At 71.5% G+C, this 19,237-nt stretch carries 18 protein-coding genes; 7 read left to right on the top strand and 11 right to left on the bottom strand.

The genetic code is table 11. The features are described 5' to 3' along the window. Positions 1-118: 118 nt before the first annotated feature. The 4 genes from ACTOQ1_RS36520 (at position 119) to ACTOQ1_RS36505 (ending at position 4,314) form a co-directional block, all read left to right on the top strand. Positions 119-1,309 carry a sensor histidine kinase gene (locus tag ACTOQ1_RS36520; RefSeq protein ID WP_440072543.1) on the top strand — a complete coding sequence of 397 codons (1,191 nt, stop codon included), beginning with the start codon at positions 119-121 and terminating at the stop codon, positions 1,307-1,309. After that, positions 1,306-1,974 carry a response regulator gene (locus ACTOQ1_RS36515; RefSeq protein WP_440072542.1) on the top strand — a complete coding sequence of 223 codons (669 nt, stop codon included), beginning with the start codon at positions 1,306-1,308 and terminating at the stop codon, positions 1,972-1,974. The genes ACTOQ1_RS36520 and ACTOQ1_RS36515 overlap by 4 nt, the downstream gene beginning before the upstream one ends. An 85-nt stretch (positions 1,975-2,059) precedes the next feature. Further along, a complete protein-coding gene (locus ACTOQ1_RS36510) occupies positions 2,060-3,385 on the top strand; it encodes a cytochrome ubiquinol oxidase subunit I (RefSeq protein WP_440072541.1) in 1,326 nt (441 codons plus the stop codon). Then, entirely contained in the window at positions 3,364-4,314 is a 951-nt protein-coding gene (locus ACTOQ1_RS36505; protein WP_440072540.1) for a cytochrome d ubiquinol oxidase subunit II, read from the top strand. The genes ACTOQ1_RS36510 and ACTOQ1_RS36505 overlap by 22 nt, the downstream gene beginning before the upstream one ends. Before the next feature lie 75 nt (positions 4,315-4,389). Here the strand turns inward: ACTOQ1_RS36505 and ACTOQ1_RS36500 are convergent, their stop codons facing one another. The 5 genes from ACTOQ1_RS36500 to ACTOQ1_RS36480 all read right to left on the bottom strand — a co-directional run bounded on the left by ACTOQ1_RS36500 (position 4,390) and on the right by ACTOQ1_RS36480 (position 8,676). Continuing rightward, complete coding sequence (locus ACTOQ1_RS36500; protein WP_440072539.1) at positions 4,390-5,229, bottom strand: ABC transporter; 840 nt, start codon at positions 5,227-5,229, stop codon at positions 4,390-4,392. Further along, complete coding sequence (locus ACTOQ1_RS36495) at positions 5,226-6,017, bottom strand: ABC transporter permease (RefSeq protein ID WP_440072538.1); 792 nt, start codon at positions 6,015-6,017, stop codon at positions 5,226-5,228. Before ACTOQ1_RS36495 ends, ACTOQ1_RS36500 begins: the two co-directional genes overlap by 4 nt. A gap of 5 nt (positions 6,018-6,022) precedes the next feature. Beyond that, positions 6,023-6,736, bottom strand: a complete 714-nt coding sequence (locus ACTOQ1_RS36490) for an ABC transporter ATP-binding protein (RefSeq protein ID WP_440072537.1) — start codon at positions 6,734-6,736, stop codon at positions 6,023-6,025. Positions 6,737-6,820: 84 nt separating this feature from the next. Then, a complete protein-coding gene (locus ACTOQ1_RS36485) occupies positions 6,821-7,492 on the bottom strand; it encodes a response regulator (RefSeq protein ID WP_440072536.1) in 672 nt (223 codons plus the stop codon). Then, on the bottom strand, positions 7,489-8,676 hold the full coding sequence (locus ACTOQ1_RS36480; RefSeq protein WP_440072535.1) for a sensor histidine kinase: 1,188 nt from the start codon (positions 8,674-8,676) through the stop codon (positions 7,489-7,491). The genes ACTOQ1_RS36485 and ACTOQ1_RS36480 overlap by 4 nt, the downstream gene beginning before the upstream one ends. A 251-nt stretch (positions 8,677-8,927) precedes the next feature. Here ACTOQ1_RS36480 and ACTOQ1_RS36475 point away from each other — a divergent pair, with 251 nt between their 5' ends. Then, positions 8,928-10,358, top strand: coding sequence for an aldehyde dehydrogenase family protein (locus tag ACTOQ1_RS36475; protein ID WP_440072534.1), 1,431 nt, complete (start codon positions 8,928-8,930; stop codon positions 10,356-10,358). Positions 10,359-10,515: 157 nt separating this feature from the next. On the opposite strand, the gene ACTOQ1_RS36470 is transcribed toward ACTOQ1_RS36475, so the two are convergent. Continuing rightward, positions 10,516-11,259: a helix-turn-helix domain-containing protein gene (locus tag ACTOQ1_RS36470; RefSeq protein WP_440072533.1), complete on the bottom strand. Its 744-nt coding sequence runs from the start codon at positions 11,257-11,259 to the stop codon at positions 10,516-10,518. Between the two features lie 332 nt (positions 11,260-11,591). Between ACTOQ1_RS36470 and ACTOQ1_RS36465 the strand changes: the two genes are divergently transcribed. Continuing rightward, on the top strand, positions 11,592-12,821 hold the full coding sequence (locus tag ACTOQ1_RS36465; protein WP_440072532.1) for a glycosyltransferase: 1,230 nt from the start codon (positions 11,592-11,594) through the stop codon (positions 12,819-12,821). Between the two features lie 29 nt (positions 12,822-12,850). Here ACTOQ1_RS36465 and ACTOQ1_RS36460 read toward each other — a convergent pair whose 3' ends face one another. From ACTOQ1_RS36460 to ACTOQ1_RS36445, 4 genes are all read right to left on the bottom strand, one after another. Further along, positions 12,851-13,990, bottom strand: coding sequence for an FAD-dependent oxidoreductase (locus tag ACTOQ1_RS36460; RefSeq protein ID WP_440072531.1), 1,140 nt, complete (start codon positions 13,988-13,990; stop codon positions 12,851-12,853). Positions 13,991-14,235: 245 nt separating this feature from the next. Beyond that, a complete protein-coding gene (locus ACTOQ1_RS36455) occupies positions 14,236-15,942 on the bottom strand; it encodes a hypothetical protein (RefSeq protein WP_440072530.1) in 1,707 nt (568 codons plus the stop codon). Between the two features lie 276 nt (positions 15,943-16,218). Continuing rightward, positions 16,219-16,635 (bottom strand): nitroreductase family deazaflavin-dependent oxidoreductase, encoded by a 417-nt coding sequence (locus ACTOQ1_RS36450; protein ID WP_440072529.1) that lies wholly within the window; start codon positions 16,633-16,635, stop codon positions 16,219-16,221. Then, positions 16,635-17,258 (bottom strand): NAD(P)-dependent oxidoreductase, encoded by a 624-nt coding sequence (locus ACTOQ1_RS36445; RefSeq protein ID WP_440072528.1) that lies wholly within the window; start codon positions 17,256-17,258, stop codon positions 16,635-16,637. Before ACTOQ1_RS36445 ends, ACTOQ1_RS36450 begins: the two co-directional genes overlap by 1 nt. A gap of 102 nt (positions 17,259-17,360) precedes the next feature. Here ACTOQ1_RS36445 and ACTOQ1_RS36440 point away from each other — a divergent pair, with 102 nt between their 5' ends. After that, positions 17,361-17,747 (top strand): winged helix-turn-helix transcriptional regulator, encoded by a 387-nt coding sequence (locus tag ACTOQ1_RS36440; RefSeq protein ID WP_440072527.1) that lies wholly within the window; start codon positions 17,361-17,363, stop codon positions 17,745-17,747. A gap of 201 nt (positions 17,748-17,948) precedes the next feature. Here ACTOQ1_RS36440 and ACTOQ1_RS36435 read toward each other — a convergent pair whose 3' ends face one another. Next, positions 17,949-19,190 carry an MFS transporter gene (locus ACTOQ1_RS36435; protein ID WP_440072526.1) on the bottom strand — a complete coding sequence of 414 codons (1,242 nt, stop codon included), beginning with the start codon at positions 19,188-19,190 and terminating at the stop codon, positions 17,949-17,951. Between the last annotated feature and the right edge of the window lie 47 nt (positions 19,191-19,237).

Genomic DNA, 19,237 nt, shown 5'->3' with positions numbered 1-19,237 from the left:
GCGCAGGCCGGCCGACCGGCCGCGAAAGCGTCTTCGGGATGTCGAAAACGTCGTCGAGGATGACGAAAGCGTCTTTGAGGATGACGCGGGAAAGGCGGAGCCGTCCTATGGTCGCGCTATGCCGGTACGAGCCCTCCGGGCGCTACTACGAGGTGTCCCGCCCAGCATGCTCGACGGGACGCTCGCCGTCCTCGTCGCCGTCGCCGCGACAACGATGATCGGCGTGTCCGCCGAGCCGGGCGCCAGGCCCCCGGACGCGACGGCCTACGCCATCGGCGCGGGGATGGGCCTGGTCCTGCTCGCCCGTCGCGCCTGGCCGCTGCCGGTCCTGGTGGCCAGTTGCGCGCTGGTGCTGGTCTACCACTCCCTCGCCTACCCGAGCCTGTCCGTCGCGATCGTCCTGGGCGTGGCCACGTACACGGCCGCGGAGCGCGGACACTTCGGCTGGGCGGCGGTGGTCGTGGGCGCGCTCAGCGTCTACAGCGTCGGCTACCGCGCGATCGTCGTCCGGGACCCGGTGCTCAGCCTCCTCGTCGAGAAGGCGGCGCTCCAGGCGGCGCTGCTGGCGGCCGTGCTCTTCCTCGGCGAGGCGGCGCGGAGCAGGCAGGCGCTCGCGGAGGAGGTGCGCGAGCGCCTGCGGATCGCCCAGGAGGCCAGGGAGGCCGAGGCCGAGCGCCGCATCGAGGCCGAGCGGCTGCGGATCGCCCGGGAGCTCCACGACGTGATCGCCCACACCGTCACGGTGATCCAGGTGCAGGCCCAGGTGGCCCACGAGCTGTTCGAGGAGAGGCCCGAGCGGAGCAGGCAGGCGGTGGCGGTGATCCGCGGGGCGAGCGTCGAGGCGATGAACGAGCTGCGCTCGACGATCGGCCTGCTGCGCCACCTCGATCCTGGCGGGGAGCCCCGCTCTCCCGTACCCCGTCTGTCGAGCGTGCGGGACCTCACCACGATGGCGGAACGGGCGGGACTCCACGTAGGCTGGAACACTCGCGGGGAGCCGTACGACCTTCCGGTGGCGGTCGACGCGAGTGCCTACCGGATCATCCAGGAGTCGGTGACGAACGTGATTCGGCACTCGGGGGCGAGCGTGGTCGAGATGACCGTCTCCTACGAGCCGTCGGGCCTCTCCATCGAGGTCGTCGACGACGGCGGAGGGCCGGGAGGGTCCGAGGAGGGGCCGCCCGGCCACGGCCTGACCGGGATGCGGGAGCGCGTCGCCGCGCTCGGCGGCCACCTCACCGCGGGCGCAGCCCCCGGCGGGGGATTCCGCGTCCACGCCTGGCTGCCCACGAAGGAGGGGCACCGGTGAGCACGCGCGTCGCCCTGGTGGACGACCAGACGCTGGTGCGCGCCGGTTTCCGCGCGCTGCTCGAACGCGACCCCGGCATCGTCGTCGTCGGGGAGGCGTCCGACGGGGCCGAGGCCGTCGAGCTGGTGCGCGGGGAGCGGCCCGACATCGTGCTGATGGACATCCGCATGCCGGTCCTGGACGGCATCGAGGCGACCCGGGCCATCGTGGGCGACGCCTCGCTGCGGGAGGTGCGGATCGTCATGCTCACCACCTTCGAGGTCGACGAGTACGTCTTCGACGCGTTGCGGGCCGGGGCCAGCGGCTTCCTTCTCAAGGACACCGACCCCGACGAGCTGCGCAGGGCCGTCCACGTGGTGGCCGCAGGGGAGGCGCTGCTCTCCCCCGGTGTCACGCGCCGCCTCATCGAGGGCTTCGTCACCGGAGAGCGCACCCACCGGCTCGACGACACGCCTCTGGGCGTATTGACAGAACGCGAGAAGGAGATCGTGGGACTCGTCGGCGGCGGGCTGTCCAACGAGGAGATCTCCCGGCGCGTCTTCATCAGCCCCGCGACGGTGAAGACCCACGTGGGCCGTGCCCTGTTCAAGCTGGGGGCGCGGGACCGCGCGCAACTCGTGGTGATCGCCTACGAGACGGGACTGGTCGTTCCCGGCGTACGGTGAGCGGGCCGCATACGCCCGGCGGCGCTTCCTGACGCCCCCACGGGATGACGACCGGCCCCCGGGCACGCCTCTAGCGTGCGAGACCATGGAGCCACTCGACCTCGCCAGGCTTGAGTTCGCGCTGACGACGAGCCTGCACTTCCTCTTCGTCGCGCTGACCCTCGGTCTCGCGCCCCTGATCCTGTACATGCAGGCCAGATGGGTGTTCGGCGGCAGGCCGGTGTACGAGCGGATGACCCGGTTCTGGGGGCAGATCTATCTCGTCAACTACGCGCTCGGCATCGTCACGGGCATCGTGATGGAGTTCCAGTTCGGGCTCAACTGGAGCGGCCTGGCGAAGCTGACGGGGGACGTCTTCGGCGCGTCCATCGCGTTGGAGACCCTGGTGGCGTTCTTCCTGGAGTCCACCTTCCTCGGACTGTGGATCTTCGGATGGCACCGGCTCCCCCGGATCGCGCACCTCGGCGCGTTCGCCGTCGTCACGCTGACGGCCTACGCCTCGGCGTTCTTCATCATGGTGTCGAACTCCTTCATGCAGCACCCGGTCGGGTACGAGAGGCACGGGGCGGGCATCCGCCTGACCGACTTCGGCGCGCTGGTGGGCAACCCCGCCCTGACGGTGGCCCTGGCCCATCTGCTGCCGGCCGCGCTCAGCGTCGGGGCGTTCTTCGTGGCCGGCGTCAGTGCCCACCACTTCGTCCGGCGCACGCGGGACGCCGACTTCTTCCGCCGCTCGATGCGCGTGGGCCTGGTGGTGGCGGCCGTGACCGCGCCGTCGGTCATGTTCACCGGCATCGCGCAGTTCCCGGTGATCGGCGGCTTCCAGCCCGCCAAGACGGCGCTGACCGGCGGCAGCGCCGAGGAGCTCGCCAGGGCCCGGAGCCTGCTCGCCGCCCGGTTCGGGCCGGGCGACCTCACCCCGCCCACGTGGATCCACGAGGTGAGCCAGGTCATGGTCTACATCGGCCAGATACTGGCGCTGCTCTCCCTGATCCTCCTCCCGCTGATGGTCTGGCGCTGGAGCGTCCGCCTGCGGCCGCTGCTGCACGTGATGGTGTTCCTGATCCCGCTCCCGTTCGTCGCCGTCATCTGCGGATGGGTGGTCCGGGAGGTGGGCCGCCAGCCCTGGGCCGTCTACGGCCTGCTGAGAACCGAGGAGGCGCTCGGCGACATCGGCGCGGTGGCCATCACCGGATCGCTGGTCGCGTTCACCGCGGTCCTGCTCCTGCTGGCCGCCGTCGACTACTCGCTCATCGCCCACCTCGTCCGGCGCGGCCCCGACGAGGACGTGCTCAGGCTCGGCGCCAGGACCCTGCCGGCGCCGGAGGCCGACGCCGCCACTCACCTGTCGCCGGAAAGACCGGAAAGACCGGAAAGGGAGGAAACGCCATGGACGTCGTCTGGCTACTGATCCTGGGGCTGGTCCTGGTCGGCTACTTCGTCCTGGAGGGGGCCGTCCTCGGCGCGGGGCTGCTGCTCGGCAGGTACGGCACGCGCGACGACACGGACGTCTCCGTGGCCGCTTTCGCACCGTTCGTTCTGGCCAACGAGGTATGGCTGGTCGCCGTGGCGGGCGTGCTGATGGGGGCGTTCCCGCTCGTGGAAGGAGAGATCATCTCGGGGCTCTACCCGTTCGTCGTCACCGGCCTCGTCGGATGGGTCGTCCGTGACGCGGGGCTGTGGTTCAGGCTCCGCCGTACGGGGGGTGCCTGGCGGCGCCTGTGGGCGAGGGCGATCGTCGTCGGCAGCGGGCTGCTGGCCGTCGCGTGGGGGTTCGTCATCGGCAACCTGCTCCTCGGCCTGCCCGGGACGCCGCTGTCACCCGGGAGGCTGTTCGCCCCCTACGCGGTGCTGTGGGCGGTGACCCTGCCCGCGCTGCTCGCGGCGCACGGCACGGCCTTCCTGGCCCGCCGCCTGCCCGGCCGTCTCCGTCCCGGCGTCCGGCGGCTCGGGGCCAGGGTCACGGGGCTCGCCCTCGCGCTCACCGCCGTGGCGACGGGCGGCGGCCTGGCGGTGACCGTCGTCACCCGGGGGCTCGGCGACGTCCCGGCGATGCTCCCCCTCCTCGCCGCCGTGGCGGCACTGTGGTGGATCCGGTCCCGCCCGTTCGACGGAGGCGGCCGGACCCTCGCGCTCAGCGCCGTGGCGGTGAGCGTCCCGGCCGCCGCGGCCGGGCTGGCCGTCACGCCCGGCCTGCTGGCCCACCCGGCGAGCGGGCGGGCTCTGGCGGTGCTGACCGCCTACGGGCTCGGCGCGCTCGTCCTCGTCGTCGTCGCGCAGGTGTGGGCCTGGCGGCTGTTCGACAGGCGCGTCGAGCCGGACGCCCCGTCCTTCTTCTGACGTCACCCGCGCTCCCGCTCCCGCGAAAAGCGCCCCCGGCGAAGAGCGCCGTCCCCTGGGGGAGAGCGCCGCCCCCTAAACGTCCCGCCTGGCGAAGACCAGCCAGGCGCCTCCGACGGACAGGCCCGCCCAGGCGGTGAGCACGAGCAGTCCGCCCGCCCGGCCGAGGGCGGCGCCCGGGTCGCCCGCCATGTCGAGGAGACTCAGGGTCGCCTCGTGGGGGAGGAACCTCACCAGGTCCGGCAGGGTGCCCCGCAGTGCCGGCGAGATGACGACCGGCGTGACGAGGAGCACGGCGAGAGGGGTGACGACACTCCTCGCGATGACGGCGAGGCCGTGACCGATCAGGCCGAGCAGGAGATAGGCCCCCAGGATCGCCGCGAGGCCGGCGGCCGCGGCACCGATCCCGAGGTGCCCGCCGGCGATCGCGGGAGCGTGCCTGACGAGGTGGCCGGGCAGGACCGCGGGAATCGCCGCGAGGAGGCCGGCCGCCGCGGTCGCGGCGAGTTTGGCGGTGAAGAGCCGGTTCCGGTCGGGGACGGCGGCGAGGGTGACGCGGAGCTGCCCGGCGCGGTACTCGCCGCCCGCGGCGTGGACGGCGATCGCGGCGAAGACGTAGACCGGCGACACCATGAGGGTGCCGAGCCGCCCGATCGCGATCTGCCCGTCCTGGCCGGCGATCCGCACGGCGTCCGTCACGGCGAGGACGCCGAGCAGGGTGTTCGCGGCGGTCGCGACGGCCAGGGCGATCCAGGTGACCGGCAGGGTGCGGATCTTGGCGAGCTCCGCGGCGAAGACGTCACCGAACCGGATGGCGCCGGCGGCGTTCCGGGTGCCGCCCCTGCCCACGACACCCGGAACGCCGCCGGTCCTGTCCCCCGCCCCCGGAACGTCACCGCACCTGCCGGCGCTCACCGCGCGTCCCTCCCGCCGAGCGTGATCCCGGCGACGACCGTGGTGACCAGCGCCCAGCCCACGAGCATCAGCAGGCCGTGTCCCGGGCCCGCGCTGAGCCGGTTCACCCCGGCGTCCAGCAGCAGGTTCCGGCCGGCACTGACCGGTAACAGCGAGTCCAGGGCCGGGGCGGTTCCGGACGGCACCTGCGTCATGGTGAGGGCGATCAGGGCGACGACGACGGTGACTCCGGCGAGGGTGCCGCGGGCGATGACGGTGATCGCGAAACCGGTCAGCGAGAACAGCACCGCGAAGACGACGAACTTCCCGTGACCGAGGAACGCGTCACCGCTCAGGAGCAGGCCCGGGTTCCAGTCCTTGACGGCGGCGTACATGAACGCGGTGCTGACCCCCGCGATCAGGATCGCCACGCAGAGCAGGAACGCGGTGAGCGCGAGGATCTTCGCGACGAGCAGACCGCCTCTCCGCGGCATCGCCAGCACGGTCAGCCCGAGCTGGCCCGAGCGGAACTCCTGCCCGGCGATCACCGCGGCGAGGATCGGCAGGAGCATGCTGATCTGCAGCGAGGACGAGACGAGCAGACCGAGGATCGCCTCGGTCGCCGGTTCTGGCTGGCCGGTGAAGATCTCGATGACGCCGTCGGGCGTGATGGCGGCCACCGCCTCGGCGAAGAGCCTCGCCGGCTGGGCCAGGACGAGCACGTCGAGGGCGAGCATGACGCCCAGGAAGATCCACACGCCGGGCAGGGTGAGGATCTTGGTCAGTTCCGCGCGGGTCGCGTGCAGCACGGCAATCACCGCCCCGGCGCGTTCCGGTCGCCGGTGAGCGCGAAGAACGCCTCCTCCAGCGACGGGTGCCCCGCGGTGACCTCGGCGAGGGAGCCGTGGGTGACGACGCGCCCGCGATTGATGATCACCACGTCATCGGCGGTGCCGGCCGTCTCCGTCATCAGGTGACTGGAGAGCAGCACGGTACGGCCGGACGCGGCGTGGTCGCGAAGGAGGCGCCGGATCCAGCGGATCCCGTCCGGGTCCAGCCCGTTCACGGGTTCGTCGAGGACGAGGACCTCCGGGTCACCGAGCAGCGCCGCGGCGATGCCGAGCCGTTGCCCCATCCCCAGCGAGTACCTCCTCACCCGCTGTCTCGCGACGTCGCCCAAGCCCACGACGTCGAGCACCTCCCGGACCCTGCGCCGGCCGATGCCGTTGGACCGGGCGACCCAGGTGAGATGGTCGACGGCCCGGCGCTCGGGCACCGGGCCCGCCCCGTCGAGCAGCGCCCCGACCGTGTGCAACGGACATCTCAGGTCGCGGTACCGTTTCCCGCCGATCAGCGCGGTACCGCCGGTCGCCGCGTCCAGGCCCAGCAGAACGCGAAGCGTGCTGGACTTCCCGGCCCCGTTCGGGCCGAGGAAGCCGGTGACCCGGCCGGGACGCGCGGTGAAGCTGACGTCGTCAACGGCCGCCTTTCCTCCGTAACGCTTACTGAGCCGGGAAATCTCGATCACCGTTCACCTCGCCGTGCCTCGCCGGACGGACGGCTCCAGCCTGCGGCGAGGGGGCGCCCCCTCGCGTCACCCGAAAGTAGACACCTACCGGGGCTCGTGCAGCAGTCCCGCCTCGTAGGCGAGCACGGCCAGGTGCGTGCGGTCGTTCACCCCGAGCTTGGCGAACATGCGCCGCAGGTACGTTCGGACCGTCTCCAGGCTCAGGAACAGCTCGTCAGCGATCCGCTGGTTGGAGTATCCGCGCGCGACGAACCGGATGACCTGTATCTCCCGCTCGGAGAGCACCTGGCCCGCGAACGCGTGCCGGTGGCCGGGCCGGCGCGGCGCGAACCGGTGCACCAGCCTCGCGGTGACCTCGGGGGCGAGCATGGCGTTGCCCGCGTGGACGGTACGGACCGCCTGGAGCACTTCCGGCGGGGACGCGTTCTTCAGCAGGAACCCCGATGCTCCGAGCGTCAGTGCCTCGTGCACGTACTCGTCGAGGTCGAAGGTCGTCAGCATGATCACCCGGGTGCCCGTGTCCCGCAGGATGCGGCGTGCCGCCTCCAGCCCGCTCGTACCCGGCATCTGCACGTCGAGCAACGCCACCGCCGGTTTCAGCGCGCCGGCGAGCCTGGCCGCCTCCGCCCCGTCGGCGGCCTCCCCCGCGACCCGGAACCCATCGGTCCTGGAGAACAGCTTCCGGTACACGCCGCGGAAACGCTCGTCGTCGTCGGCGAGGAGAACGCCGATGACCTCGCGTTCCGCCGCGGTCACCGGGCACCTCCGGCGGGAAGGCGCGCGGTGACGTCGAACCCGCCGTCCGGGTGGTTCCCCCAGGTCACGGTGCCGCCCACCAGGCGGGCCCGCTCCCGCATCCCCCGCAGGCCGAACCCGGAACCTCCGTTCGCCCGGGCTCCGGGACCGTGGTCGCGAACACTCACGACGATCGTCTCCCCGTCCTCGCGCACGTCCACCGCGCAGCCCGCGCCCGGCGCGTGCCGCACCACGTTGCTCAGCGACTCCTGGACGATCCGGAACACCACCGCTCCGACCACGTCGTCGACGTATCCGTTCACCTCGATCCGGGCCTCGACGCCCACCCCGGCGGCGCGCGTCGCGGCGACCACCGAGGGCAGCCTCGCGATTCCCGCCACCGCCCCTCCGGGCCTCGCGCCCGCCGGTCCCGCTGCCGTCCCTCCCGGCCCCGGCCCCGGTCCCGCGCCCGCCGGCGAGCCGGGAGCGGATCGAAGCGCCCGGACGAAAGCCTGTACCTCCTCCAGCGCCCTCCGCGCGTGCGCCTCGACATCGGCCAGCGAGTCCCGCAACTCCTGCTCCCCGGCATCGGGAAGGGCCCGCGTCACACCCGCCTCCGCGCTGATCACCCCGAGCGCGTGACCGACCACGTCGTGCACGTCGCGCGCCACCTCCAGCTGCACCCGGGCTCGCTCCGCCTCCCGGGCGGCCGCGATCTGCCTGCCCGTCGCGGTACCGAGCAGCCAGGCGACGCTCAACGCGGCGACGGCGAGGACGAGCCGCTGCCCGGCCTCACTCGCGTCCCCCGCCGGGACGCCCGTCACCGCCGCCAGCCCCGCGAGGAGACAGAGGAGGAAGAGGACGAGCGCACGGGTGCGGGCCGCGTGCGCGATCGCGAGGGGGTACAGGCACCACGCCGTGGCGAGCAGCGGATCCTGGCATACGCCCAGGAGGCTCCCCGCGACCGTCGCGATCCCGGCGATCACCGTCGACCCGGCCGGGAAACGCCGCCGGAGGATCATCGCCCCGCCGGTGACCGAGGCCAGCGCCAGCCCGGCCACCAGACGCGACCGGTCTGCGACGGCGAGCGTCGACGGCAGCCAGAACATCCCAACGACGAGAACCGCGGCCAGGATGTCCGGGAGCGGCCGTGCCCCCTCGCCCGAACCGGCCAGGGCTCGCTCGACGAGGGAACGACTCCGCATCACCACAACCTACTCAAGAGGCCGCCGTGACCGGGCGGGACCGGTACGCGGTGGCAGGCCGTTCCGAGGCCGTCCGGCCGGCGCTTCCTGGCCCGCCCGCCGAACCACCGGACAAGCCTCGCGCTTCGCGACGGCATCCGTGCCCCCCGTGTCCACGGACAACGTGTCCCTGTCCTGACCAGGGTCTTCCTCGTTATCCGCGGATCGTCTCGACCTGGATGTCGTCCTTCGCGCGGTGAATCGTTGAAGCCATGACACCCACACATGAGCACCTGAGCACGACCGGTCACTGGATCGACGGCGCGATCGTCGGCGGGAACGGCGACACCATCGACGTCGTCAACCCCGCCACCGGCGACGTCGTCGCGACGATCCCGGCCGGCACCGCGGCCGACGTCGACCGCGCCGTCGCGGCGGCGCGGGCCGCCTCTCCCGGATGGGCGGCGACCGGACCGGCACAGCGGGCTTCGATCATCCAGCGGCTGGCCGACGAGCTGTCCGCGCGCAACGAGGAGATCGCGCAGGCCGTGACCGCCGAGATGGGCGCCCCGATCACCCTGGCCCGCCTCGGCCACGCGGGTTTCCCCGTCGCGGTCGCGTCCGCGACGGCCGGCCTCGCGGACGAGTTCCCGTGGACCGAGGAGATCGGCAACTCCCTCGTCATACGCGAACCCGTCGGTGTCGTCGGCGCGATCACCCCGTGGAACTTCCCGCTCCAGCAGGTCATGACGAAGATCGCACCCGCGCTGCTGGCCGGGAACACCGTCGTGCTCAAGCCCGCCGAGCTCGCCCCTCTGACGGCACGACTGCTCGCCGAGGCCGCGAGCGACGCGGGAATCCCGGCGGGCGTGTTCAACGTGGTCTACGGATCCGGGCGCGTCGTCGGCGAGGCGATCGCGTCCCATCCCGACGTGGACATGGTCTCCTTCACCGGCTCCACGGAGGTGGGCAAACGCATCTCGGTCGTCGCGTCGGCCACGGTCAAGCGGCTCGGACTCGAGCTGGGCGGCAAGTCCGCCAACCTCGTGCTCGACGACGCCGACCTGGACCACGCGGTCAACGAGACGCTCGCCAACGCCTGGACCAACGGCGGCCAGGCCTGCGGAGCGTGGGCCCGCATGCTCGTCCCGGCGTCCCGGCATGACGAGATCGTGCGAATGCTCGTCACGGCGGCGAAGGCCTACACCGTCGGAGATCCCACCGACGAGGCCACCCGGCTCGGCCCCCTGGCGTCGGAGGGACAGTGGAGCCGCGTCAACGGCTACATCGAACGCGGCATCGCGGACGGGGCGGCCCTCGTCGTCGGTGGCCCCGGCCGGATCCCCGGCCTGGAGCACGGCGCGTACATCCGGCCGACCATCTTCGCGAACGTCGACCCGGACTCGGTGATCGCGCAGGAGGAGATCTTCGGGCCCGTGCTGTCCGTCATCCCCTACGACGACGAGGACCACGCGGTCGAGATCGCCAACAGCACGATCTACGGCCTCAACGCCGCCGTGTTCGGCGAGGACGAGCACGCCCTGCGGATCGCGAGGCGGCTACGGGTCGGGCAGGTGTACCTCAACGGCGCCCGGTTCAACCCGATCGCCCCGTTCGGCGGATACAAGCAGTCCGGCAACGGACGCGAGATGGGCCGGGCAGGGGTGGAGGAGTTCACCGAGCTCAAGGCCGTCCAGCGCTAGTCCCGCGTTCCGCGCGTGACCCCGATCCCCTGGGGTGACCACCCGCCGCACCGGATCGGACGGAGCCGCCGGCCCGCGACGGTGCGGCGGGTACGGGAACCGGGACACAGGGCGCCCTTGAGAAGAACCGCTGGTCACAGCTCCCGGGATCGGCTGATCACTGTCCCCATCTCTCCGGCTCTCGCCGTCCGTACTCGACGAGGAGTTCCATGGCCCGCCGCTGGCCAGGGCTCATATCGGTCAACATCATCTGCCCGAAGCGTGCCGTGGCGGCGACGGTGGCCGTCTGGTCCGCGGTGAGTTCGGCGGGAACGTCCGTGGGCAGCAGACCCGGCAGCATCGCGTACAGCTCGCCCGCGATCTCCTCGACGCGGGGGTCGTTCGCGCCGGTGTCCGCCAGCGCGGCCATCTTCAGGTCCCACTCCTGCCACGGCGACTCCCGCCCGGCACCGGTGAGATAGGAGTCCACGAGTTCGGGCAGCGCCACCTCCGCCGCCCGGAGGATCCCGATCTCACTCTGGGGCAGATCGAGGCCGCGGACGGCCGCGGCGAGCTCGGGTGACAGCGTCGGATCGTCCCCGTGTTCGAGGAGGCGCGCTATCACGGCACGGCGGCGCTGAATCTCCGACTCTCCTTCGGCCAGCTCCGCGTCCAGCTCGGCCAGTATCTCCCTCAGGTCCACCGCGCCCGTGTCCGCCAGGGCGTCGGCGACCTCGCCGAGTCCCATGCCGAGCGCGGTGAACTTACGGATCTGCAGCAAGCGGCTCAACGCGCTCATACCGTAGCTTCGATAACCACCGGCGGTACGCTCCGGCTCGGCGAGCAGACCGATCCGGTGATAATGACGTACGGTGCGCGGAGTCACGCCCGCGAGCTTGGCGATTTCGCCTATCAGCAACATGACGAACAGTAGAACCCCTGCCCCTGCGACAAGGTCAAGCGGCCATGAACGGCGGCACACGGTTCTCGGCCCTCCGAGGACAGCCGCCCGTGGACGCGTCGCGCCCTTGCCGGGCGGCCTGCCGGCGAGATCGTTCACCGCGGACCGATGCTGCCGTTCGTGCCCCAGGAGTTTCGAATACGTACGGGAAGAATGCACGATCCGGCCTTTACGCATTGTCGACTCGACAACTATCGTCCTGGACAGGGTGATATGTGGATGCTTCGCATCAATTGGAGCCTGGGATGCGCGTCCTTATCGTTACGGATTCATTTTCGCCGAGGATGGACGGGGTGGCGGTCTCCGTCGAATCTCTGGTTCACGGCCTTGTCTCCGCCGGCCATGATGTGGGGGTGGTCTTTCCGGGGCGGCGCTCGGAGTACGGGGTGGACGAAACAGGCACGCAGCGGTGGCGCGTGTCGTCGTTCAGGACGCCGCTGGACGGATATCCGCTCTCCCTGGCCTCCGCGAAAAGCCTCGCCAGAATCATTCGTGTTTTCGAACCGGATTTCATCTCCGTTCAGACCATCGGCTCTCTCGGGGTGGCGTCTCTGCGCGCATCGCGCCGGCTGGAATTGCCTGTCGCGCTCTCCTGGCATACGGATTTCGAGTCATACCTCAACAGATATCGGCTAGCGTGGCTGTTCATACTTCCCGCATACATCGTTCTGAGGGGAGGAGGCTTTCGGTCATGCCGCGACTTGACGAGGAAGGCAGCCCGCAACGGCGGGTCCGGCGTTATCCGGGAAATCCTCGCGTACGTGGCCGATTCCGCTGACCTGGTGGTCGCCCCGTCCGCCGGAACCGCTTCCTACCTGAAGGGCCTGGGAGCCGAACGGCCTGTTTTCGTGCTGCCCACCGGCGTCGAGGAATCGGAGTTGAGGGGAGGAACACCGCCGGAAGGGCTGGTCGAGGCCGTCGAAGCCACTTCGGAGGGAAGCCGCGTCGTCTACGTCGGCCGTCTGAGCCGGGAGAAGGGGATCGATTTCCTCGTGGAGGCGTTCGGGCACGTTGTGGAGCGCCGGCCACGAGCGGTTCTCATCCTTGTGGGCCCGTGCGAAGACCCGAAAACGTGGCTTCGGTTGCGTGCGGCGCAGCTGCGTCTGGGAGCGAACCTGCTCGTGGTGGGCCCTGTGGAGCGCCGGTCACTGTCGGACCTCTACCGCCGGGTCGACGTCTTCGCCACCGCCTCCGTCACCGAGACCCAGGGAATCACGGTGTGGGAGGCCACCCTCGCGGGACTCCCCGTCGTCGCCAGGGACGACTTTCTCGACGAGGACGTCCGTGCGGAGGTCCTGGGCGGCTTGCGGGCGCCGGAGGAGTTCGGGGACGCGATTCTGAGTCGCATCGATCGGGACAACCGGGCCGGGAAGACCGGCAGGACGCGAGTGGGGCCCACCGGCACCGACAGGGCGCGACTGCTCGTGGCGGCGGTCGACCGTGTGCTGTCCGGTGAAACCGGCGGATCAGCCCTTCCCGGGCCGTGGTTTCCGCGAGACGGAGCCTGGCGCGAAGGACGATGACGCCTCCGTCACAGGCGAGCCGGCCGGCGTCACCGGTGAGGGTGGTCGATCGCCAGGTCCGCGAGCCGTGAGCTGACTTCGGGAAACGAGCCGTCGCCGAACAGGATCCGCGCCGCCAGGGCACGACCGGCACGACCGCGTAGCGCGGTCACCGCCGCCTCCGCCGCGGCGGGGGATCGGATGCCGGCGAACACGCGGCGCAGCAGCAGCCGGCCTCGGAACCGGGTCCGCAACGCGTGCCCGTCGTAGCGGCTGAGCACGCGTTGGTCGCCGGTACGCAGGTACCCGGCGGTGACCGCCGCGGCCAGTTCGGACATGCGCAGGCAGGGGTCCAGCCCACCGGCCGTCAGCGGCGACACCGCGCCCGCCGCGTCTCCGACGAGCAGTCCGGCGGGGCACGCCAGCCGTCGCAGCACACCGCCGACCGGGATCGGACCGCCCCGGCGCTCGACCGGCCCGCCCGGCGGTGTGCCGCCGGGCGCGTCCGCGGCGAAGGCGTCCAGCAGGTGGCGGATGCCGGTACGCATCGCGTTCGGATATCCCGCGACGCCGACATGCGCGTACCGGCCGTCGTCGATGACCCATCCCAGGTACCCCGGAGCGATCCGGGGGTCCAGCACGCAGTGGAACGCCGGAACGGTCGTGCCCGACGCGATCGGGTGGACGATCTCGGCACCGACGAGGAAGCGCCGGTTGACATCAAGGCCGAGATCACGGGCCACCCGGGAGCGGGCGCCGTCCGCGCCGACGACGAACCGGGCCGTCACCGGTTCCGCATCCGCGAACCGCACGAAACCCATCGACGCGTCGACGTACCGTACGCCCAGCAGGACCCGCGCCCCGGCCGACTCCGCCGCGCGGTGCTCGTGCTCGTAGACGGCCGCCATGTCGGCCACGCGGTACTCGTCCCGGTCGCTGGTGAGCCGGATCGGCGCCCGCCGCGACGGCGGGTACAGCAGCACGTCCCGGATACCCGGCCCGAGCAGGTGATCCGGCACGTCGAAGTCGTCGAGGGTGCGGCGCACGAAGATCCCTGTCGTGCGGATGCCCGTCGACAGCGACCTGCGACGGTCGACCACCATCACGCTCAGTCCCCGTCGCGCGAGCAGGCGGGCTGTGCGCAGGCCGGCCAGGCCCGCACCCACGACCAGTACATCCACTGTCTGCATACCTTGCGACGGTAGGGGCGATGCCTCATCCGTACGATGGTTTGCACGCTACCTGCCCCATACCTCCACACCGTCGCCACACTCGAGACCGTGGATCGCTCCTCTGGCGAGTCTGGCGGGAGGCGGCCGCAGAACCGGCGTCGGGCTCCTCGAAGCCCGCGCCGGGAAACCGCGGACGCTCGCTCAGGGTCACGCACCGACATGGGCAGGGAGAGCGTGCGATCGGCGTAACCGGCCGGCCGTCGCTACGCCGCTCTCCTGGCCGGATAGATGAGGATGAGATCCACGCCGGGTCGCGTGTACAGGCGCAGCCGGTAGAGGCCGGGACCGCTGCGCGCGAGATCGGGGAAGCGCACCTTGCTCGCCGACAGCGTCTGCATCACCAGGCGACCCGATTCGCTGACGATGTCCGCCTCGACCACCGCGTCCCAGCCTTTGCGTCGCAGGGGTGGCGGGGCCGAGCGCAGCGCCTTCGCCGTCACGCAGGTCGCCCAGTCCTGGCTGGGTGTGAAGATGAGGGCCAGCTGACCGCTGGTCGCCAGGGTGTCGGCCCGTTCCGCACTCCAGATCGCCGTGGAATCTTCTTCGGTGTCCGCTTCCGCGTCGTAGATGCCGTAGGGCTGGGCGTCCCAGTCGTAGTAGGACGCGGTCGCCTGGAACCGGGTACGCAACGCGGGCCACGGGTCGCGGCACCGGGCGTCCTCCTCGCGCGCCTCGCGCGCCAGCCGTTCGCGCACGATGTTCTCCTTCTCCGCCTTCTGCTGGTCTATCTGCGCGGACGACAGCAACAGATCCGGATATTTCCGTCCAACCACCTCCGGGCAGAGCAGCGCGAGCAGCGTGGGCCGAGCCTTGACCGGCTCCCCTGCCGCGAACCTGGCGCACGCGTCCCTGCCCCTGCCGAGCAGTGCCTGGTCCGAGACATGCCGGCCAGGCTTGGTCACGCTGCACAAGTAGGCCCAATCGCGCTTGTGGGCCGGGATGTCCGCGACACGTGGCGGTTTCGACCACGCCCAACATTCCGCGAACTCATCGTCCTGCCGTCCCATGAGCCCATCGCCCTGCCACCCCATGAGCCCATCGCTCTGCCAGGTGTAGGTGAGATGCGGACGGCCCTCGGGTCCGACGGCCATCAGCGGGAGGACGGCGGCGGCGGCCGCGACCGCCGTGGGCACTCGCAGAGGCGCCTTCCGCCTCGGCTCACGGTTCAGCTCATGGGCCGTGCGCGCCAGCCAGACGACGTAGAGCACGTTCATCGCCTCGGCGATCGACTCGATCGGGCCGCCGCGCGTCAGGGCGTCCACGAGCTCCACCAGGAACCCGCTCGCGAACGTGCCCGCACCGATGAGGAGCGTCACCCGGCTCCAGCGTCCGTCGCGCCGCTGGGCGAGCAGGAGCATCACCATCACGACGAACGTGGTCACCACCGCGGCCATGGCAGTCGCCCGGTAGGCCGAACTCACGAAGAACCGGAGTTCTGAATCGTCCGCCAGGCTGTTCGCGAGCGATATGGCCGGTTCCACCAGCCCGATCAGGAGCAGAGCCAGCCGGAAGGGCCGTCCCGACCCGGTGAGCACCACCGTGAACAGCACGAGCGCGGGCACCCAGAGCGCCAGCCCGATGACCGTCTCGACCAGGTCCGGGAGGAACGAGGGGATCAGCAGCCACACCACGTCGGCGTACAGCAGCAGCCGCAGCCACGTGGCCGCCCGGCCCATCGGCAGGGCCGTGGGCGCGGGTCCCCGCAGAACCTGCCACAGCATCCACGAGTTCACCAGCCCGAGCAGCAGCAACCCGCCCAGCACCGAAGGAGACCTCCCGATGCTCTCGCCGGGCGGGTACCACATGGTGACCAGCCAAGCGGGTGTCGCGGTGCCGATCACCAGGCTGAGAATGATCGAACCGAGGGTGACGACCAGGGAGGCGAAAGCCGCCGAACGGTGTATGCGCACGATGAAGCATGATCGTAGTACGACCGGGCGACGCTCTCGTGAAAGTCCGGTGAGGTCCCCCCGGAGCTGGTCGGCCCGCACGGCCCACGGCCGTTTCCGGCCCGGCGGCCCGGCCTTCCACGCGGTGGCCGCCCCGGAGGGTCGCATCGTCGGCCGAAGCTCCACACCCGCTCCGGCCTGGCCACCGGCCGGCTTGGGGCGTGCTCACCGGTCGGGAGGCCTGCGGTACGTGACCGGCTTGTCCCCCTTCCCGGGGAACGCCATGATCACCGGTCATCACCGGCGTTCCAGGAGGACCACGGGGATCTCGCGGGTGGTCCGCTCCTGGTAGGCCGCGTACTCCGGCCTCGCCGACACCATCAGGCGCCATAGGGGCGGACGCTCCGCGGCCACGGCGGGACGCGCTCGCGCGGCGAAGGTCTCCGTACCGACCTGCACGGTGACGCACGGGTCGGCGAGCAGGTTCAGGTACCAGGCTGGATGGCGGTCGGCGCCACGGTTGGAGGCCACCAGGACGTAGCGGTCGCCGTCGAGCCCGTAGACCAGCGCGGTGCGGCGCAGCGCGCCGGTTCTCCGGCCCCGGGTCGTCAGCAGGAGATCGTTCACGCCCGGCCGCGGCCGGCCGCCGGTCTCCCGGAAACGACGGATGTGCTCGGCGATCCAGGGATCCGGGCTGTCGTGGATCTCGGGCATCATGCCTCCCGGATGCTGACCGCGGCGCGGTGGTGGCGAGGGGTCTCGATCTCGTCGAGCAGCGCGATCGCGAAGTCCGCGTACGAGATCCTGGCGGCCGGGTCCGCATGATCGGCGATCCGGTACCGGCCGGTGCGCGTGCCGGCGTGGTCGAAGTCGCCGGCCGGCGCGACGTACGTCCAGTCGAGGTCGCAGCCCTGAAGCACGGCGAGCCCCGCCGCGTGGCCGAGATAGAAGGCGCGGTACTCGTTGGGGTAACCGGGCTCGTCCATCAGGGGAACACCCGACGCCCCAGGCATGATCGACGCGAGGCCGACCACCGCCAGCCGGCGCACGCCCGCCTCCGCCAGGCCGGTGGTCAGGGCGCGAGCCGACGCGGTGAAGAACTCGTGCGGCGGCACCGACAGGTCCGCGGCGGCGCTGACGGCCGCGTCGTGCCCCGCGGCCGCGTGCGCGACGCTCGTCCCGTCCGTGACGTCGCCCGTCACCACCCGCACGTCGGCCAGGTCACTGTGGCCCGCGGGGTCACGCACCACGGCGGTGACCCGGTGCCCACGCCGGTGCGCCTCGGCGACGATCCGCCCACCGGCCCTGCCGCCCGCGCCGAAGACCACGATGTTCATGGCGAACCACCTTTCACCGGGGCCGGATCCCATCCGCCCGGCCGCTTCGCGGACGCTATCGAGGGCCCCGGTTACCGCTGGGATACCGGCTATCGTGAGGCCATGAGGGAACCCCTGCCCGCCGACATGTTCGACGAGCTGTGCCCGTCCTCGCTCAATCCGATCCGGTTCGGCGACAAGTGGGCGGCGCTCGTCATCCGCTGCCTCGAACACGGGCCGCGCCGGTTCTCCGAGCTGCGCGTGCCGCTGAGCCGCGTCACTCCCAAGGTCCTCACCCGGTCACTGCGTTCCCTCGAACGGGACGGGCTGGTCGAGCGCACCGTCCACGCCGGCGCCACCCCGCGCGTCGAGTACGAGCTGACCCCGCTCGGCCACAGCATGCTCGGGCCGATGGCGGTCGCCTGCGCCTGGACGCGGGAACACTGGGACGAGCTGCTCGACGCCCGCGAGTCGTACGACGACAACGCCCGCCTCGACCGCGCCGGCTGACGCGTCGAGCCGCGACCCGCACGTGATGGCCTTCGACGGGTTGAACGAACTCGCGATGGAGGAGGCGGCGACCGCCGGTGGCGGGGCTGGTCACTCAGCCGGTCACCCGGCAACGCGAAAGGCCGTTCCCGGTTGCTCGGAAACGGCCTTTGACCTGACGCGGTGTTCACGAGCGGGTCTGACCTGGAACGGATCGGACGCCTAACGATCGCTTCCCGGAACAGGATGAATCGTTTCCCGCTCGTTCGGTGGCGTGTGATGCGGGCGGTAGGCGACGGCCGCGACGATCGCGCTTGACAGGGCGACCACCGAGGCGGCCGTGAACGCCGCCGCTCCGCCGGTGTCCGACTCGCTCAGATAGCCCGCGACGGCGGTTCCCAGGCCGTAGCCCGTCCACATGAAGGTGTTCAACCAGGCGAAGACCTCGGTTCGGTGGCGGGCGGGAGCGTGTTCGGCGAGCAGGGTGGGATGGAGCGCGTCACGGGGTCCCGTCACCAGTCCGATCACGGTGATCAGCGCGGCCAGCACGAGGAGATTCGGGGCCTGGGCGGCGGCCGCCATGACGGCGCCGTCGGCCACCGAGATCACGACGAGTAATCGTCTGGCGGAGACGGGCCGGTCGCGGGCCCCGAAGCCGAGCGCGCCGGCGAGCGCGCCGGCGGACAACAGCCCCATCAGCACCCCGGCCGATGACGGTGCGCCGGACGCCGTGGCCGCCGCCACGGTGGCGATGCGCAGGCAGCCGAAGGTGAAGGTGCCGAACGCCGCCAGCACCAGCAGGACCAGGGTCGGGCGATGGGCCAGCGGCCCGGCCAGCCTTGTCAGCCTGGACCCGGTCGCCGCGGGCGTGTTCGAGGGCCCGGCCTGCCGGACGGATGGTGCGAGGAGTGTCAGCGCGCCGCCGGCGAGCAGGGCGGCGCCCGCCGTGGCGACCACGCCGTACGCCGGCATGGCCAGCATCAGGACGGGGACGAGGAGGGGGCCGAGGATGAACATCACCTCGTTGACGGCGTTGTCCACGGCGTAGGCGGTCTTCAGCGAGCCGGGCGGGACGAGCCGGGGCCAGTTGGCCCTGATGACGGCCGAGACGGGCGGTGTGGTCGCGCCGAGAAGGACCGCCGTGCCGACCATCGCGGCGGGCCCGGCCCGATGAGCGGCGAGGAGCAGCCCGTAGGAGACGGCGTGGGCTGCGAGGTAGGCCGCGAGGGTGCGGCGCGGGCCGTGACGGTCGGCGAGGCGGCCGCCGAGGGGAGCGCACCCGGCCAGGGAGAGGGCGTGTCCGGTGAGGACGAGCCCGGCCGTCGCGTATGTGCCGGCCTGGTCGACGGCGGACAGCAGCAGCGCGAGACCGAGCATCGGAGTGCTGAGCCTGGCGATCACCTCCACGGCGAGCAGGAAGGGCACCCCCGGATGGGAGAGGAAGCGGCGATAGGACGTGACCACAGCGCCTCCGTTACTATCAAATCTTGTTTAGCCCATAACGCATCACG

Origin of the sequence: Streptosporangium sp. OZ121, from assembly GCF_051918885.1 — a bacterium.
GTDB lineage: Bacteria > Actinomycetota > Actinomycetes > Streptosporangiales > Streptosporangiaceae > Streptosporangium.
Note: the sequence above shows the minus strand (reverse complement) of the source record. Positions and strands in the feature narration are given on the sequence as shown.